Source organism: Flavobacterium sp. N3904, assembly GCF_025947305.1.
Taxonomy (GTDB): domain Bacteria; phylum Bacteroidota; class Bacteroidia; order Flavobacteriales; family Flavobacteriaceae; genus Flavobacterium.
In genome coordinates this window covers 4,302,286-4,320,666 of sequence record NZ_CP110009.1, presented here as the reverse complement: position 1 = coordinate 4,320,666, position 18,381 = coordinate 4,302,286, and the positions used below count along the sequence as shown (strand labels likewise).

14 protein-coding genes are annotated in these 18,381 nt (G+C 35.8%); 5 read left to right on the top strand and 9 right to left on the bottom strand.

The genetic code is table 11. The features are described 5' to 3' along the window. Positions 1–54: 54 nt before the first annotated feature. From OLM57_RS18430 to OLM57_RS18400, 7 genes are all read right to left on the bottom strand, one after another. Positions 55–1,377: an APC family permease gene (locus OLM57_RS18430; RefSeq protein WP_264565154.1), complete on the bottom strand. Its 1,323-nt coding sequence runs from the start codon at positions 1,375–1,377 to the stop codon at positions 55–57. 171 nt (positions 1,378–1,548) lie between these two features. Beyond that, positions 1,549–2,097, bottom strand: a complete 549-nt coding sequence (locus tag OLM57_RS18425; RefSeq protein ID WP_264565153.1) for a PepSY-associated TM helix domain-containing protein — start codon at positions 2,095–2,097, stop codon at positions 1,549–1,551. Positions 2,098–2,173: 76 nt separating this feature from the next. Then, the gene (locus tag OLM57_RS18420) at positions 2,174–4,465 is read right to left on the bottom strand and encodes a TonB-dependent siderophore receptor (RefSeq protein WP_264565152.1); all 2,292 of its coding nucleotides are present in this window, start codon (positions 4,463–4,465) and stop codon (positions 2,174–2,176) included. A 196-nt stretch (positions 4,466–4,661) separates the two neighbouring features. Continuing rightward, on the bottom strand, positions 4,662–5,141 hold the full coding sequence (locus tag OLM57_RS18415) for a DUF6265 family protein (RefSeq protein WP_264565151.1): 480 nt from the start codon (positions 5,139–5,141) through the stop codon (positions 4,662–4,664). A 154-nt stretch (positions 5,142–5,295) separates the two neighbouring features. After that, complete coding sequence (locus OLM57_RS18410; protein WP_264565150.1) at positions 5,296–7,587, bottom strand: DNA topoisomerase 3; 2,292 nt, start codon at positions 7,585–7,587, stop codon at positions 5,296–5,298. An 83-nt stretch (positions 7,588–7,670) separates the two neighbouring features. Then, positions 7,671–8,060: a hypothetical protein gene (locus tag OLM57_RS18405; protein ID WP_264565149.1), complete on the bottom strand. Its 390-nt coding sequence runs from the start codon at positions 8,058–8,060 to the stop codon at positions 7,671–7,673. A gap of 5 nt (positions 8,061–8,065) precedes the next feature. Next, positions 8,066–8,866 carry a PhzF family phenazine biosynthesis protein gene (locus OLM57_RS18400; RefSeq protein ID WP_264565148.1) on the bottom strand — a complete coding sequence of 267 codons (801 nt, stop codon included), beginning with the start codon at positions 8,864–8,866 and terminating at the stop codon, positions 8,066–8,068. Between the two features lie 1,009 nt (positions 8,867–9,875). Here OLM57_RS18400 and prfA point away from each other — a divergent pair. The 5 genes from prfA (at position 9,876) to OLM57_RS18375 (ending at position 16,081) form a co-directional block, all read left to right on the top strand. Then, on the top strand, positions 9,876–10,952 hold the full coding sequence (prfA, locus tag OLM57_RS18395; RefSeq protein ID WP_264565147.1) for a peptide chain release factor 1: 1,077 nt from the start codon (positions 9,876–9,878) through the stop codon (positions 10,950–10,952). Between the two features lie 143 nt (positions 10,953–11,095). Next, positions 11,096–13,312, top strand: a complete 2,217-nt coding sequence (locus tag OLM57_RS18390) for a DUF5723 family protein (protein WP_264565146.1) — start codon at positions 11,096–11,098, stop codon at positions 13,310–13,312. A gap of 119 nt (positions 13,313–13,431) precedes the next feature. After that, positions 13,432–14,256 carry an orotidine-5'-phosphate decarboxylase gene (gene pyrF / locus OLM57_RS18385; protein WP_264565145.1) on the top strand — a complete coding sequence of 275 codons (825 nt, stop codon included), beginning with the start codon at positions 13,432–13,434 and terminating at the stop codon, positions 14,254–14,256. Positions 14,257–14,410: 154 nt separating this feature from the next. Further along, positions 14,411–15,205 carry an ABC transporter substrate-binding protein gene (locus OLM57_RS18380; protein WP_264565144.1) on the top strand — a complete coding sequence of 265 codons (795 nt, stop codon included), beginning with the start codon at positions 14,411–14,413 and terminating at the stop codon, positions 15,203–15,205. Between the two features lie 90 nt (positions 15,206–15,295). Then, a complete protein-coding gene (locus tag OLM57_RS18375) occupies positions 15,296–16,081 on the top strand; it encodes an alpha/beta fold hydrolase (protein WP_264565143.1) in 786 nt (261 codons plus the stop codon). Positions 16,082–16,363: 282 nt separating this feature from the next. Here the strand turns inward: OLM57_RS18375 and OLM57_RS18370 are convergent, their stop codons facing one another. Both OLM57_RS18370 and purU read right to left on the bottom strand, forming a co-directional pair. Beyond that, positions 16,364–17,086 carry a DUF4197 domain-containing protein gene (locus OLM57_RS18370; protein WP_264565142.1) on the bottom strand — a complete coding sequence of 241 codons (723 nt, stop codon included), beginning with the start codon at positions 17,084–17,086 and terminating at the stop codon, positions 16,364–16,366. A 130-nt stretch (positions 17,087–17,216) separates the two neighbouring features. Continuing rightward, positions 17,217–18,071, bottom strand: a complete 855-nt coding sequence (gene purU, locus OLM57_RS18365) for a formyltetrahydrofolate deformylase (RefSeq protein WP_264565141.1) — start codon at positions 18,069–18,071, stop codon at positions 17,217–17,219. Positions 18,072–18,381 lie beyond the last annotated feature (310 nt).

The window sequence follows — 18,381 nt, the reverse complement described above, 5'->3', positions numbered from 1 at the left end:
TATAAAATCCCAATACTGAAATTTTCAGGATTGGGATTTTTAGTTTTACTGTATTTATTCTTTTTTATTAGTTCGATTTATTAATAAAAATAAAGGGTATGAAATAAATGTGATTATCAATATGATTAGAAAGTTTTTAGTATCACTATATACAAAACCAATTAATAAACCTAATGTTGCCATAATAGCAATTAAGGTTGACCAAGGATACCATCTGGAGCGATAAGGTCTGGGTAAATCGGGTTCTTTGCTTCTTAATTTTATAAGAGAACAATATGCCAATCCCCAAACGATAACCGACATGAACGTTCCAAAGGAAAATAACACTTCAAACGACCCTATGCAAATTAAAACTAAACTAAATAATGATGAAACTAAAAGAGCCACAATTGGAGTTCCGCCTTTGTTTACGGTCATTCCTTTTTGAATAAAAAAGCCATCTCGGCTCAATCCAAATAATATTCTTGCGGGGATCATCATAAAGGCATTCAAGATACTAATCAGTGAGAAAATAGCTATGACAGTAACAATAACAGCTCCATTTTTTCCGAAAACTACTTTTGCAACATCTGCTGCTGCCAATGGCGAATTGGCCAAAGAAGCCACTGGTAAAACATGGAAAAATGCCATATTAAGCAATACATAAATCAGTATTACCAGTATGGCTCCAATGTATAATGATTTGGGGATGTTCTTACTCGGGTTCTCATCTTCTTCTGCAAAAAAGCTAACGGAATACCAACCGTCATATGTACCGATGATTAATTGAAGTGATTTGAAAAATCCAAATAGAATTCCGATTTCAAAGAAAGAACTGTGTTTTTCTATAGGTGGTAGCTGTATGCCCGAATATATGAAACAGGCGACAATTAATGCCGCAAAGAAAACGACTTTAATGACACTGGTTAATTGTTGGATAATACTGCCGCTTTTTACACCAGTGATATGGAGAAATAGAAACGCAAGTAAAAAAGAAAGAGCAATAGCTGTAGCATTGTTTTCTAAACGTGGAAACAAAATAATTACATATTCGCTAATGACGATACAATAAAATGCGGGAGGAATTGCATTGGTAATATAATCATACCAACCGGATAAGAAACCGGCATATTCACCAAAAGCTCTTTTGATATAATTATAGGATCCTCCTGCTTTGGGTAACATTGTAGCCAATTCGGCATAGGAGTTTACACCTATTAAAATATAGATTCCTCCAAAAATCCAACAGCTAATAATCAACCAATAATTATCGAGCATTCCTGCAATTGCTCCTGGTGTGCGGAGTATGCCAACGCCAATTGTGCTACCAATTAATACCGCAATATTAAAACTTAAGCCCAAGCTTTTCTTTAATTGGTTCTTTTTGGTTTCTGACATATTGATTTGTTTATTTATAAATAATTAAAAGATATTGAAATATTATGTTTAGAATTGGTGCAAAAGGTTAATAATTCTTTCAAATATAGTTAAAATCCGTTTGTTTTTTTACAAAATAAAAAACCTCGTCTATTGCTAAACGAGGTTTGTGAGTTTATAATAATTAAACTTTTATCCAAACAAAATCAAGAATAATAAAGGGAAGATAACTCCTGCTACAGCCAGTTTCCAACCTCTATTTTTCCAGCTGAATTTCCCGGCTTTGATCATAATAGTACCTGTTAAGGCTATAGTGATTAAACTCAACGCAAAAATATCAGAATAATAAATCCAGAAATTGGAATCATTTTTGTGCAATTTCATAGCCTGACTGATAATAGGAGTTTTAATGAAAGAAACAATTTCACCTTTACCCGTTTTCATGTCAATTTCTACATCATGGTTTTCAAAAGACATTTTGAAGGTTCCTTTTTTTACCATTTGGCGTCTGAATTTATCATCAATATTCAATTTTTTTCCTAACTCTTCGGCGAAGTCATCGTTGATTTCGCTTTCGGCAGGGAGTTTTACGTCGATGGTTTTAGTTTCTGTAGTATATTTTTCGGGATGCCAAGCATCTCTGTGGTTCATCATTAGGCCCGAAAAGGCAAAGGACACAATAAGACCGATATAGAAGTAGCCTAAATCACGGTGTAAATTTCTAAAGTTGATTTTTTTCATTTCTTGATTTTTTTTGAAAGTTAAGTTGAATTTTTATATTTAAAAAATTAGACTAACTCCTTTGTAAAAGGTTTAATTAAAACTGGTATTTTAAGCTAGTCATTACTTGGCGAGGAGCAATTGGGTTTACACTGTAATTTTCGTGTATTGTATAATTCAACTCATTGGTAATGTTTGATAACTTGCACAAGATAGAAAATTGTCTCCAATTGTAACCTACCGAACAATCAATAGTAGTGTAGGCTTGCATAGGAATTTCTCTGTCATTAATTGTTTTTGCTCCCGTTTTTGAATCGATTACAATTAGATTGTTCCAGCCTCCGATTCGATCTCCAATATAATTACCCATTGCGCCAAACGACATTCCTTTTAAAGCACCAGTTGGCAAGGTGTAGAAAAAGCTTAAGTTGGCTGTGTTTGCTGGGGTTCTTACTAGGCGATCTCCTTCAATAAAGCTTCCGTTAAGCCCTGAAGTTTTGGTATAACGCATGTCATTATAACTGTATCCAGCGGTTATATTCAAACCGTTTAGCGGTCTTCCAGTAATGTCAATTTCTATTCCTTTGCTGGTAGTTTCTCCACTCAATACTTTTATGGTTGTATCTGAATTTAATGAACCGTCCGCTTTAAATTCAGCTGTTTGTGCTAAATTGCTATTGATAATATGATAAAGCGTAACATTCGTGCTTAACAAACCTTTTAGGAAGTTGTTTTTTACACCCACTTCGTATTGGTCAATAATAGAGGCTTCTATAGGTTCTAAGGCAACAGTTGTACCAGTATTTGGGACAAAAGAACTTGCATAACTGGCAAATAATGAAGTATTTATCGATGGCTGATAAATCAAACCTAATTTTGGAGAGAAAGCCTCGTCTTTTCGTTTGGGAGTTTCTGTACTAACGATTGGGTTTTTAGTCAAATCGAGTGTATTTACTGCAGCTTCCTGCCAAGACCAACGAATTCCTGCCAAAATTTTTATTTTTTCGGTAATCGAAATTAAATCTTGAGCATATATTCCAAAACGGTTAGTGTTCGTTTTTACAATTTTGGTATTCGTAGCCATTGGAATATCATTCCTTTGTGTATTGGGATCAAAAGTGAATAGATTGATCGTGTCATAAAGACTTGGGTCATATTTACCACCCACCATTACTGCTTTTTCCTTGAACACATAGGTATACGCATCTGCAATTGTATTGTCCAGATCAACTCCTGTAAATATTTGGTGTTTTATTGCACCGGTATTGAAAATACCCTGAACACTTAATTGTTCTCCTACTATTTGCTCAAAAGCTTTATTTTGTCCTAAAGGTCTGTTCCAGGTTCCGTATGGTACTGTTTTAGGGTCTATTTGTATGCGCTCTGTACCTATCGATGTTCTGTCATAATTTTGTAAGCCCACATTGAAATTTAATTTCCAATTGTCATTGAAAGAATGATTTAATAAACCTGAAAACGAAGCTTGTTTTGTAAGACCATTTGACCATAAGGCGCCATAAAAATTATTTCGCGGCACATCGGCTATATCTTTTCCAATGGCGCCAGTTCCAAAATCGGGAGTCCAATAGCTTTTTAAATAATCTCCCTGCAAAAGGATTTCTGTATTTTCACTCGCTTTAAAAAGAACTGAAGGGTTTATGTAATAACGTTCGTTTTTTACCACATCTCTAAAGCTTTCTGAGTTTTCGTAAGTTCCTACAAATCGGTAAGCAATAATATCATTTATTGGTCCGTAAATATCAATCGAAGGTTTGTAAAATGAGTAGCTACCTACTTGCATTTCTACCGTACCTCCTTGGGTAAATGAAGGGGCTTTGGTAACCATATTTAAAATTCCTCCCGGAGATACATTTCCGTATAATATAGAAGCACTTCCTTTTACCACCTCGACTTTTTCCAAGGATGCAACTTCGGGCATTGAGCCTCCATTGTAACGAAAACCATTTTTGTACATATTATTGGCAGACATGTCATAACCTCTGGACCAAAACGTTTCCTGAGCGCCACCTCTGGCAGACCCAACATAGACACCATTAATATTTTTTACAACATCACTCAAACGGATGCTTTGTTGTTGGGTTATAATTTCGCTTGTCACGATTTGTACACTTTGTGGATTGTCCATTGTTTTCAATCCTGAACGAACGGCCGACACCTGTTTGGGTTGTTGATTGGTTGTTATAATAACTTCATGAAGAATTTCTCCTCTTCTTCGTTTTTTTACGGTATCATTTGGTGATTTTATAGTGTCTGAAGAGAAATAATAGATATCATTATTGTTTGAATTTGTGGTGTTGCTTGCTGTTTCTTGTGCTTGTATATTGAAACAAAATAAAAATAGAATTGAGGGAATTAAAAAAGTCTTCATATCGTTTATTTGGAATAATTAAAAATAACAGCACAAATATAAAACTCATTTTTTAATAGACAAACTTATTTAGACTAAATATGAATAATAAAATTTATTAATTTTTTAGTAGTTCTTTTTCAATGTTTTAGGGTATAAAAAAAACCTTACCAGTGTTGGGCAAGGTCTATTTTTATAGGATTAAGATTGTTTTTTATTATTCGGACTTTTTCATCCCAAATTTCTCAGCGCTAGGTTTGCCGAGTTGCACGCCAATAATAGCCGCGACCAAACTATCTTTTTTTATCTGGTTGTAGGTAATTTTTTGGGGGTAATCGTGTCTTGGATTTTCAAAAACCAGTTGATTTGCTGTTCCAATAGTCATTTTAAAAGTGACTGCCTTGTTCTCATTTTGTCCTTTTACGGTGGCGTTATAAAATAATTCTTCTCCCTTTTGTTGCAATGTTAGGGTTTCAAAATGCAATGTATCTTTGCCTTTGATAAAGAAAGATTCTCCTTGAAAAGTACTGTCGTTCAATTGTTTCCAGCTTTCGGATAGAATGCCGTCTGCGGTTTTGGTTTCCCATTTTCCGAGGAGCCAGTTGGCTGTTTTTATTTTGTCTTTCTCGTTGGCTTCAGAGTTTTTGCAGGAAACGATGGCTAACAAAAACAGTATAAGAGTTGCTTTTTGAAACATTGGCGTAAATATTTGGTGTTATTTTGAATAAGCTAATTTATAAAAAAATAGAATAGTGTTGTTCTTAAAATTTTGGAATCAAAGGTTTACCATATAAGTAATTGCTTTTACAAATTTTCTTTAAACTTACATGACTTATATGTTTAAAATGATTTTAGATACTTTCATTCAAAATAGAATGAACCAATTCTTTGGTAGGTTTTTGGTCTTTCAGTTTTTCTCTAACCATATCAAAAGTGACTTTAAAATCACAGCCCAATTTATAATCACCGCAACCATAAGCGGTTTTCCCTTTCAGAATAGTTCCTTTTTTGCATTTCGGGCATGTTAATTCGTTCGGCGTTGGTTTTGGGACAGTTTTTTTCGGTTCCAGTTTGAGTATGAAATTCTCATCAAAGCGAAGCAAACCTTCCACAGTGCCAGCATCGGTTTTGAAGTCTTTTAAATTTACGGTCGATCCTTTTTGGAGCAATCTTAAATATTGATTCTCTGATATTTTTTTCTCGGCAAAAGTATAGGGCAATACAAAAGTACAACCGGCTTTGTAATCACCACAGCCGTAAGCCGATTTTCCTTTTATGAGCGATGTTTTTTTGCATTTCGGACAAACTTCACCCAAAATACCCGCCGCTTTCTTTTTCTCAACCGTAGCTTCTTGCTTTTGAACACTTCCTTCATGCGAAATATTGGCACGCCTGGTTTCGCTTCGTACTTCATACACCAAGGCATCTACCATACGTTTCATATTGTTGATAAATGCACCGGCTGTAAACGTCCCTTTTTCAATATCTTTCAACTGCTTTTCCCATGAACCGGTAAGTTCAGCTGATTTTATTAAATCATTTTGGATGGTGTCAATCAGTTGAATCCCAGTTGGTGTTGGCAATACTTGTTTTTTGTTTCGAACAATGTATTGGCGTCTAAAGAGCGTTTCGATAATATTGGCCCGTGTTGATGGCCGTCCAATGCCGTTTTCTTTCATCAATTCGCGTAAGTCCTCGTCGTCTATCTGTTTGCCTGCAGTTTCCATGGCGCGCAATAAGGTGGCCTCGGTAAACTGATTGGGTGGCTTGGTTTCCTTTTCCAAAAATGAAGGTTGGTGCGGTCCTTTTTCGCCTACAACAAAACTGGGCAAGATGTCGGCTTCTTTTTCTTTGGCATTTGGGTCTTCAAAAACTATTCGAAATCCTTTTTTTAAGATTTCTTTTCCAGTGGTTTTAAAGAGTACATCGGCTGCTTTTCCGGTTACTGTGGTGTTGGCCACCAAACAATCATCATAGAACACCGCTATAAAACGCTTTACAATAATATCATACACTTGTTGCTGATTGTATTGCAAATTACTTTGCACTCCCGTTGGAATAATCGCGTGGTGATCGGTTACTTTTTTGTCGTTGAAAACTTTGGGCGATTTTTTAATCTTTTTTTCCAAAAGAGGCTGCGTCAATGCATTATAATTGGTTAAGTTTTTTAATATTCCCGGCACTTTTGGGTAGATGTCGTTAGGTAAAAACGTGGTATCGACTCTGGGGTAGGTGACTACTTTTTGTTCGTACAGTGTCTGAACAATTTTGAGTGTTTCATCTGCCGAAAACCCAAATTTTTGATTGCAATATACTTGCAAACCTGTTAAATCAAAAAGCTTAGGAGCAAACTCATTGCCATTCTTTTTTTCGACAGAAACAATTTCGAACTCGCTTTCCTTGACTTTGTTAGCCAAAATTTCGCCATCTTCCTTTTTTAGAAAGCGTCCGTCTTCATAGCTGAAAAGTGTTTCCCTGTATAAAGTCTGTAATTCCCAATAGGGTTGCGGTTTGAAATTCTCAATTTCTTTAAATCGGTCAACGACCATTGCCAGCGTTGGGGTTTGCACCCGACCGATAGACAATACTTGTTTATAACCACCGTGTTTTACGGTGTACAAACGGGTAGCGTTCATGCCAAGCAACCAGTCGCCAATGGCTCTGGAAAACCCTGCGTAGTATAAATTATCGTAGTTGGCGGATGGTTTCAGGTTTTGGAAACCTTCTTTGATGGCTTCGGTGGTCAGCGACGAAATCCATAAGCGTTGAACTTCTCCTTTGTAATGGGCTTCGTTCATGACCCAACGTTGAATGAGTTCTCCTTCTTGTCCAGCATCCCCGCAGTTGATAACCAACTCGGCTTTGTTGAATAGACTTTTTATGATCCTGAATTGCTTTTGAATACCCGAATTCTGCACCACTTTGGTTTCGAATTTGTCGGGAAGCATCGGGAGGTTGTTCAAATCCCAGCTTTTCCAATTGGGTTTGTAATCGTTAGGTTCTTTTAGGGTGCATAAATGTCCAAAAGTATAAGTAACCTGATAGCCATTGCCTTCGTAATAGCCGTCGTGCTTGATATTGGCTCCCAAAACGGATGCGATTTCGCGTGCTACACTTGGTTTTTCGGCAATACAGACCTTCATTTTCTTCTACTGATTTTGAAGCCGCAAATTAGGAATTTTGAAATTGGTATTGAAATGAAATTTTATGGAATGCTGCGCCTGACTTATTTTGATATAAATCTGTAAACGATATAAGGTGCTATTGCAACCCAAATTGGGATAAGAATCCAAATTTGTCCTTCGGTAAAATTATAGGTATGTAATAGTTGTTTCCAAGAATTTCCGCGGAGTAGCCCAAAACCAAACTCAAATGCCAGTGTCAAAAGCGTCCAGACAATTCCAATGAATAAAGCCTGTTTTTCAGAATTGGGAGGAAACCATTTTACAACCAAACAACAGTAAAGTCCAATGAGTATAATTAAAAAAAATGTAGAAATTTGATGTGCCGCTAATGCACCAGTGTATTTAGTATACCATAAATCTCTCGCAGCTCCATTTAGGACTGCTAGTAAAACCATCGGAAACCAACATAACAAATATTTTAGCATTTCCATTTGTATTATTTTAAAATAAATTCCCCTTCCAATACAGTCACCGCTTCGCCCAAAATAAAAACGTTGTCCTGTAAAAGTTCGGTACTCATAGTTCCTGTTCTTACTGAAGACTGATAAGCATTCAATTTTGTTTTGTTCAGCTTTGTTGCCCAATATTTTGTCAAAAAAGTTTGAATTCCGCCCGTTACAGGATCCTCGTTAGTTCCTGCCCAAGGCCAAAAATACCTGTAATGAAAATCAAAATTTTTGCTGTCTGAAATAGCAGTGACCAGAACCCCATTTATTCCTGTATATGAATTTAATAGAGCGGTAAAATCAGGTTTTAAATTTGCCAATTCCATTGCACTCTCAATTTCAATTAAAATTATTTTATTTTTAGGGCTGTATCTTTTATTCGCAATTTCAGAAATTCCAAGTGCATCTATCATCTTTTGAGGCACGGTTGTTTCTATAGTGTCATAAACAGGAAATTGCATTTTGATTTTATTTTTTACTTTTTCAATAAGCAACTCGACATTTTCACAGTTGATAAATTTTATACTGTCAAATGAAGTTGTGTTGAAAATAATTTTTGAAGAAGCCAATGTGGCGTGTCCACATAGTGGGATTTCAATCTTTGGCGTAAAAAAGCGAATGCTATAGGTATTGTCGGTGATTTGTTTTATAAAAGCAGTTTCAGAAAAACCAATTTCTGTAGCAATGCTTTGCATGGTGGCAACATCTAATTCATCCTCAGGAAGACAAACCGCAGCTGGATTTCCTTTGAATTTTTCATTAGTAAAAGAATCTACAAAATAGGTTTTCATTTTTTAAAATTTTTTAAAATTCCGTTGGCAGAAGTGCACTCCGTGCCCACAAAGTTTGATGTTTTCTGTTTATAAATATAATAAAAAGCTTTAAAATTTGTAGCTTTTTTTACTTTGAGTATTTAGTATTTTCTTAGTTGCTTGTTGTTTTGGGAACGGGTTGCATTATGCTATATGGCTTAGCCAAATCATACAGTACCAAACGATAAAGAAACAAGTTTATTTTCCATTTTTTTGTGCCCTACCACGTCCCAAACTCCGTTTACCACGTCTTGCAATGCGTTTACCCCGTCTAGTAACGTGGTCGACCACGTCCTAGACGGCAAATGCCCCGTTATAGAACGTGGTTTACCCCGTTTGAGACGCCATCTATCCCGTTGTATAACGTGGTAAACCCTGCTCAGGACGTGGTTAACCAAGTCCTGAACTTGTTTTCTACTATTTTGAATACAAAAAACCTCCAAAATCAAATGAGTTTGGAGGTTTTGTGTCTATAAAGTGGGAAGGTCTAAATTGCTTTGATATTTTATCAAATGTTTTTACCAATATTGCGGGCACGGATTGCAAATTCGCTATCGGACTCGAATTGCAAATACGAGGGTTCGGGATGGTTTTGTATTTCTTGCTCAGCGTGTGTGACGAAGTCGGGAGACTTCGTAGAGCGGGGAGCTGAATTTTTTTGAGATTTATTGTCGGAGTTGGAATTTCTCAAATATATAAATTAATGCCGAAAACACTGATAAAAAAATAGATAGTCTTGTAGCTGTTTTTAAAAATAATTTGTTTTTATTCCGGAATATTACGGGAAACCGTAAAGGCTCCTTAAAAAACGAAAAGCCCTAGCCCTGATGGTAGTGAAAATCCTTTTGTGCCGGTGTTCGGCACAAAAGATTGAAACGGACAGCAGGAAACAGCTCCTAAATTTTCTTAATTAAATTCTCTGGTTACGGTAAATTGTAAACTGAATAGTTTTTTTGTACTTTTGCACTCCAATAAAAGGAATAAGAAAATGTTAGATAGACTTCAAATAGTAAAACAACGTTTCGATGAGATTTCGGATTTGATCATTCAGCCGGATGTAATCTCAGATCAGAAGCGTTATGTGCAATTGAATCAAGAGTATAAGAATTTAAAAGCTTTGGCAGAAAAGCGTGATGAATATGTGCTTTTGATGGCAAATATCGATGAAGCAAACGAAATTATTGCTGACGGTAGTGATGCCGATATGACGGAGATGGCCAAAATGCAACTCGAAGAAGCCAAGGAAAGATTGCCGGAATTGGAGGATGAAATAAAATTCATGCTGATCCCGAAAGATCCAGAAGATGCCAAAAACGTGATGGTGGAGATTCGCGCAGGTACGGGTGGGGACGAAGCCAGTATTTTTGCAGGAGATTTGTTCAGAATGTACACTAAATATTGCGAAGGTCAAGGCTGGAGAACTTCGGTTGTGGATATGAACGAAGGTACTTCGGGTGGTTTCAAAGAGGTAATTTTTGAAGTTACCGGAGAAGATGTTTATGGAACTTTGAAGTTTGAAGCAGGTGTTCACCGTGTGCAACGGGTACCTCAAACAGAAACACAAGGACGTGTACATACCTCGGCAGCAACGGTGATGGTCCTTCCGGAAGCAGAGGAATTTGATGTACAGATTGATATGAATGATGTACGTGTGGATTTCTTTTGCTCGTCTGGACCTGGTGGACAATCGGTAAATACTACGAAATCGGCAGTACGTTTGACACACATTCCGACAGGATTGGTGGCGCAATGTCAGGATCAAAAATCACAACACAAGAATAAAGACAAAGCTTTGGGCGTTTTGCGTTCTCGTTTGTACGAACAGGAATTGGCCAAAAAGCAAGCAGAAGATGCTACCAAGCGTACCTCGCAAGTAAGTTCGGGCGACCGTTCGGCCAAGATTCGTACGTATAATTATGCTCAAGGGCGTGTGACGGATCACCGTGTAGGTTTGACATTATACGATTTGGGAAATATCATGAATGGTGATATCCAGAAAATTGTTGATGAGCTGGCCTTGGTAAACAACATGGAAAAACTGAAAGAAGCGAGTGAGGTTTTTTAAGCATACAAATTGATAAGAAGAAACACTTAATTGATATTGAAATTAATTAAGTGTTTTTTTTGTGCTTTTGCGATGTAAAATAAATTAAAACCGTATTAAAATAATTACAATACCTTAACCAATATTAACCTAAAATCTACTTAATGAAAAAATCATTACTTTTTTTAATTGTTCTGTTTTCAATTGCAAAATCGAACGGGCAATCGTATATGGGCTATTTCCCCGATAATTATGCAGGAGTGCAAGGCGTACTTTTTAATCCGGCAACAATTGTCGATTCTCGTTTTAAAACCGATATCAATTTATTTTCGGTAAGCGCAGCTGTTGGGAACGATTTATATGGTGTTAACCTACTTGATGCAACAAAGTCGGGTTATGATTTTGATACACAGGCAAAAATGACGCCTACTACCGACAATAACGGAATTACCAGTTTTGATGCTATGGGACCTTCGTTTATGTTTAATTTGGCGCCAAAACACTCTCTTGCCATTTTTACAAGAGCGAGAACTTTTTCGAATGTAGTTGGAGTTAATGGTAATCTAGTTGATGAAGTAAAAAATGGATTGGATGATGCCGATAACTTTTTGTTTAAAGGAGGTAACCCGAATGGTGTTTCGAATTCTTGGGGTGAAATTGGTCTTTCGTATGCAGCTGTATTATGGAATAACAATCAAAATTTCTTAAAAGGAGGTTTGACCGTTAAATATTTGCAAGGAGGAGTAAACGGATATATAAATTCTAATGATGTTTCGGCAGGATTTGTTAAAGACAATGTTAATCCAGGAAATAGTCAATTGGTTACCACTGGAATGCTTACACTAGGAAGTAGTCAGGATTTTGTAACCAACTCCAATAATGATTTTAAATTTGATGCGAACTCTATGGGTGTAGGATTTGACTTGGGATTTGTTTACGAATGGAGACCAGATTATCAAAAATATGATTTGAATAACGCCAAACCAGTTGATAATAATTTCAAATCAGTTAATAAATACAAATTGCGTTTTGGTGTTTCGGTGACTGATATTGGTTCTATAAATTACAAAAATGCGCAACAAGACACCTATAACTTGAATGGTGTTGTTACTCAGGATATGATTGATGCTGCCGATAATTTGTATGACTTTTTGGAAGCAAATTATACAAAAGTGTCTACTTCTAATGGAGGAAAAACGAATTTACCAACAGCTTTTCATGCCAATGTAGATTGGAATATTCATAATAAATTCTATTTGAACTTAAACGGAGATATAAGTTTGATAAATAAAAACACCATTAACGGGAACAGTATTGCAAATTCAGTTAGTTTGATTCCTCGTTATGAATCGAGATGGTTTACGTTCTCATTGCCAATTAGCTACATGGAATATAGCGGAACTCAAGTGGGCACGGCTGTGCGTTTTGGACCTATTTTTGTTGGTTCTAGTTCGGTTATTACCAATTTGGTATCTGATGATTCTAAAGCAGCTGATTTTTATGTCGGAATTAAGTATCCTGTGTATCAAAAGAAATTTAAGGATACAGACGAAGATGGAGTATTAGATAAATTTGATGATTGCCCATTGGTTGCGGGTCCGGTTGAAAACCACGGTTGTCCATGGCCAGATACTGATGGAGACAAAGTATTTGATAAAGATGATGCTTGTGTAAATGTAGCAGGTCCTGTAGAAAATAAAGGATGTCCTTGGGGAGATGCTGATAAAGATACCGTTCTTGACAATGTTGATGCATGTGTAAACGTAGCAGGGCCAGTAGAAAACAAAGGTTGTCCTTGGCCAGATACGGATGGAGATGGGGTGCTTGATAAAGATGATAAATGTCCAACAGTTGCAGGACCAGTAAGCAATGCAGGTTGCCCTATTCCAGTTTTGGATGCCGATGGCGATACCGTTCCGGATGATGTTGATGGTTGTCCATTGCTTTTTGGACCTGTTGAAAACAAAGGTTGCCCAAAAGTGACAGAAGCTACGCTGGAACAATTAAGAGTGGAAGCACGTTCTATTTTCTTTAATACAGGCAAAGCTACTCTGAGCGATGCCAGAAAAGGCGAAACATCAGGCCGATTGGATGCTATCAAAGAAATTTTGATTAATTATCCGAATGCAAAATTTGCAATTAATGGCTATACCGATAATGTGGGGAATCCGAAAGCAAATCTAAAGCTATCTGAAGCCAGAGCAAAAGTGGTTATGGATGCTTTGATTGCCAAAGGAGTAAATCCGGCGAATTTGACTTCGAAAGGTTTTGGGGATCAAAATCCAGTAAAATCTAATGAAACTCCAGAAGGCAGAGCAGAAAACAGAAGAACTGAGATTGTATATATTGGTGGTGTTGATGGAACATCTATTGTGAAATAAGGACTAATTAATATATTTTTAAAAAGCCATTCTTTATTGAATGGCTTTTTTTATTTTTGCATACCTTCTAAAAAGAGAGCTAATTCTCGTAAAATAATATTGCTTTAAATCAAATAGGGATGACAACAGAACAATTAATCAATCAAATTAAAATTAAAAAATCATTTCTATGCGTAGGTTTGGATGTGGATTTAAATAAAATTCCGAAGCATTTATTAGAATTAGAAGACCCGATTTTTGAATTCAACAAAGCCATAATTGATGCGACACACGATTTGGCAGTTGCCTATAAACCCAATATTGCATTCTTTGAAGCTTATGGAATAAAAGGCTGGATGTCATTGCAAAAGACAATAAATTACATCAATGAGAACCATCCTGACATTTTTACTATTGCCGATGCAAAGCGTGGCGATATCGGAAACACTTCTTCGATGTATGCAAAAGCTTTTTTTGAAGATTTAAATTTTGATAGTGTAACTGTCGCTCCTTATATGGGAAAAGATTCAGTGGAGCCTTTTCTCGCATTCGAAAATAAGCACACCATCATGTTGGCTTTAACATCCAATGAAGGCGCTTTTGATTTCCAGACCTTACAAGTGGACGGAAAGGAATTATACAAACACGTATTAGAAACTTCCAAAACCTGGAAAAACAGTAAAAACCTAATGTATGTGGTTGGTGCTACCAAAGCCGAATATTTTACTGAAGTCCGTAAAATTGTACCCGACAGTTTCTTGCTGGTTCCGGGAGTTGGAGCACAAGGCGGAAGTCTTTCGGAGGTCTGCAAATACGGAATGAATGACACTATTGGTTTGCTTATCAATTCGTCACGAGGGATTATTTATGCTTCAAACGGAACTGATTATGCCGATGTTGCAAGAACCGAAGCTTTGAAAATGCAACAAGAAATGGAGGAGATTTTAAAGGGTTTATTTGTTTAAACATTTAAAGTTTAATGGGTTAAAAGGTTTAAAGTTGTTTGTGTTTAATTTTAAACGAAATAAAATAATTCATTGATTAATCTTTAAAATTTTTGTCTAAAATCAACTTTGCGAATCTTTGCGTATGTTTCGCGAATGTTTGCGGAATAACATTATGAAAACTCTAATCGATCAACTTGGTACTTCTCATTCTTTTCAATCTTCGCCAAAGCGAATTGTTTCTCTTGTGCCTTCCCAAACCGAATTACTTTATGATTTGGGTCTGGAAGATAGAATAGTTGGAATCACCAAGTTTTGTGTGCATCCGTATCATTTCAAATCGACCAAAAAAATCGTTGGCGGAACCAAAAAAGTCAATTACGAGAAAATCCGTTTGCTGGAACCCGATATTATTGTTTGCAATAAAGAGGAAAATACCAAAGAAATGGTTGAAGAATTGCGTGAAATTTGTCCAGTTTGGGTAACCGATATTGTTACTCTGGAAGATAATTTTCAAATGATTACTGACTTTGGGCAACTTTTTGACAAGAGAATCGAAGCCAGAAAATGGAACGAAAAATTGACTTTTGCCTTGAGCGATTTTAAACATTTTATTAAAGACATTCCACTTAAAAAAGTGGCTTATTTTATATGGAAAAACCCATATATGGTAGCTGGTTCGGGAACCTTTATAGATGAATTATTAAAGTTGAATCATTTTCAGAATCACTTTGCTGACAAGGAACGCTACCCTGAAATTGATCTTGAAAAAATGGAAGAGGATGGTGATCTGGATCTAATTTTACTCTCCTCAGAACCGTTTCCATTCAAAGCGGATGACGGTTATGAAATAGCCAGAGATACTAACAATACCAGAACTGTTTTGGTAGATGGAGAAATGTTCTCCTGGTACGGAAGTAGGTTGTTGAAGGCTTTTGATTATTTTAAGTATTTTCATAATAGTATTTAAGAAGTCTAATAATCAAAGAAGTCTAAAATACCAAGAAGTCTTAATTAAGTCTGAAAAAAAACTATATTTGTCAAAAATATACATATCTAAGTGATTAACTACACAATATACAAGAACGAGAATAGCAAGCAATGGGTCACATTTGTGCATGGCGCTGGAGGAAGTTCGTCTATTTGGTTCAAACAAATTAGGGATTTTCAAAAAAATTATAATGTTTTGTTACTGGATTTAAGGGGACATGGAGAATCAAAACCAACACTAAAAACGGCATTCAAGCAAAAATATACTTTTTCGGCTTTGGCCAATGATATTCTCGAGGTTTTGGACCACCTTAAAATAGAGAAATCACATTTTGTCGGCATCTCGTTAGGAACCATCCTTATTAGACAATTGGCAGAAATGTATCCAAATCGTGTGCAAAGTATGATTTTGGGCGGCGCTATTTTAAAAATGAATTTCCGTTCACAAATTTTAATGCGATTAGGGAATGCCTTTAAATATGTATTGCCTTATTTGGTTTTATACAAATTCTTTGCTTTTGTGATTATGCCCAAGAAAAGTCACAAACAATCCCGCTCACTTTTTATAAATGAAGCCAAAAAATTATATCAAAAAGAGTTTATCAAGTGGTTTAAGCTAACTGCCGAGATAAATCCCGTTCTAAAATGGTTTCGTCAGGTAGAATTGAATATCCCAACATTGTATGTTATGGGCGAAGAAGATTATATGTTCTTGCCTTCGGTACGTAAAGTCGTGGAAAGTCACTATAAATCTTCCAGATTATTCGTTATCGAAAATTGCGGACATGTTGTTAATGTAGAGCAACCAAATGCTTTTAATACTGCCGTTTTATCTTTTATAAATACAGCCCAATAAAAAATGCCTGCACCGTATAGATGCAGGCAATTTATAACTAACCAAAACCAAAATAATAAATAACCAGTTTATTACTCTGTAAAGATCAGTATAATGTTGATGTTTTGCTGTTAAGGAATTGTTATTAGTTAATCTAAAAGAGTTAAGATTTACAATTTGATTTTAACATATTCGTTTATTTGAATGTTTGAAATACCTAACTCATTTATTTTCAATCGTTTAAATAAATTTAGGTTGCTCTTTTTTTTATTGAAATTAAAATTGCCATTGAAATTACTTCCTTTATTTTTTATCTTGTAAAGCAAATACTTTTTTCAAGACATCCGAAGTTCTTGCGTTCAAGTCAGTTCTTATATTTTTTTCTTCCACTGTAATCATTTTAAAAACACCATCCAAAGCTTTGTTGGTTACATAATCGGTTACATCTGGATTTACTTTGGTTACAAACGGAATCGTATTGTATTGTTTTATGATAGTAGACCAAACGACATCTGCTCCAACTTTCCCAATTGATTGTTGTACTACAGGACTAAATTTTGCGTACAAAGCAGTTGATGTAGACGATTGTAGATACACTGTTGCGGCATTGTCATTTCCCAGTAAAATGCTTTTGGCATCAGTAATTGTAATATTTTTTATAGCGTTGACAAATATAGGTGTCGCTTCTTTTACAGCATCTTCTGCAGCTCTGTTCAATGCCAGTATTCCTTCATCTGCTAGTTTTGACATCCCCATTTTTCTCAGGGTTCGGTCAACTTTGGCTAATTCTTCAGGCATTAAAATTTTTACAGCTTCGTTTTTATAAAATCCATCGGTTGCGGTTAATTTAGAAACCTGCTCTGTAATTCCTTTGTTAAGCGCTTCTTTTAATCCAGCTGCAATGTCGACACTGCCAGTTGTTTTGGTAATTGTCGTAATTTTTTCTGTTGTTTTTGTAATTATATCCTTGAATTGTGCATGGCTAATTGCTGGCAGGATGAGAAGTAGGAGTAGGGCTTTCTTCATTTTGATTTTTTTTTTTTTCAAAAGTAGACAAATCAAATGTTCTATCGATTTGAAATTTTCCCAAAAAAATGCAAAAGTTATTTTTAACTAGAATTGTATTGTTGAAATCAAATAAAAAACGGCTGCGTTCCTAAGAGAATACAACCGTTTTGTTATTATATACCATCGTTTTTCGCTCGGCATGCAGTTTAATTGCTCTGGCAAGTACCATGCGTTCGAGATCACGACCTTTCATAATAAAATCTTCTATCGAATGGCTGTGGGTAACTCTCGAAATATCTTGCTCAATAATTGGTCCTTCATCCAATCCTTCGGTAACATAATGACTGGTGGCGCCTATAATTTTTACCCCACGCTTGAAAGCCGAATGATAGGGCTTGGCTCCCGGAAATGCAGGTAAAAACGAATGATGAATATTGATGATTTTATTTTTGTAAAGAGCAATCTGATTTGGCGTAATAATTTGCATATAGCGTGCCAAAACAATAAAATCGACATCAAACTTTTTCAATAATTCAAGCTGTGCTTTTTCGCCTTCTTCTTTATTGTCTTTTGTAAAAGGAACATGAAAAAACGGAATGTTAAATCGCTCCGCAACGGGTTTTAAATCTTCGTGATTGCTTATGATTAAAGGGATTTCGAGAGGCAATTCGCCAGCACAATAACGTCCTAAAATATCATACAAACAATGGTCGTATTTTGAAACAAACAACGCCATTTTTGGTTTTTGATCCTGAGGATACATCTCCCAAGTCATATTAAAAGGAGTCGCAAGATTGCTCTGAAAATGGTCTTTTATGGCTTCAAGATTCCAGGTGGCTTTACTGAATTCGCATTCTAAGCGCATGAAAAATACATTTTCATCGGCATCGACATGCTGGTCCAAGTAAATAATATTCCCATCGATCGAAGCAATATAATTGGTCACTGAAGCAATAATCGCTTTCTTGTCTTCACAATGGATAAGTATTGTAATTTTTTGCATTTGTTTAAAATTTTCTAAAAATAATTAGGAGCTTTATCCCCCGCTGTACACTGCAAGTCCTCATGTGTAAAATTATTTTTCTAAGCCCCAAAAAGAGCTTCTTTTAGTCGCTTTTTTGGTGCAAGAAAAATTAATTTTATCCATTCCGGGCTTTTCGCTTCCATCGGGGCTATTCCTCGAAAATACCAATTTTTTCCGAAAACTAAGCTCCTTTTCTTAATAAAAAACATTGTTGTCATATTTTGTGTTTTGTGTTATTTTTAATGATTTTTATTTTAAAATTTATGTAAATTGCACCCTTAAATTATCA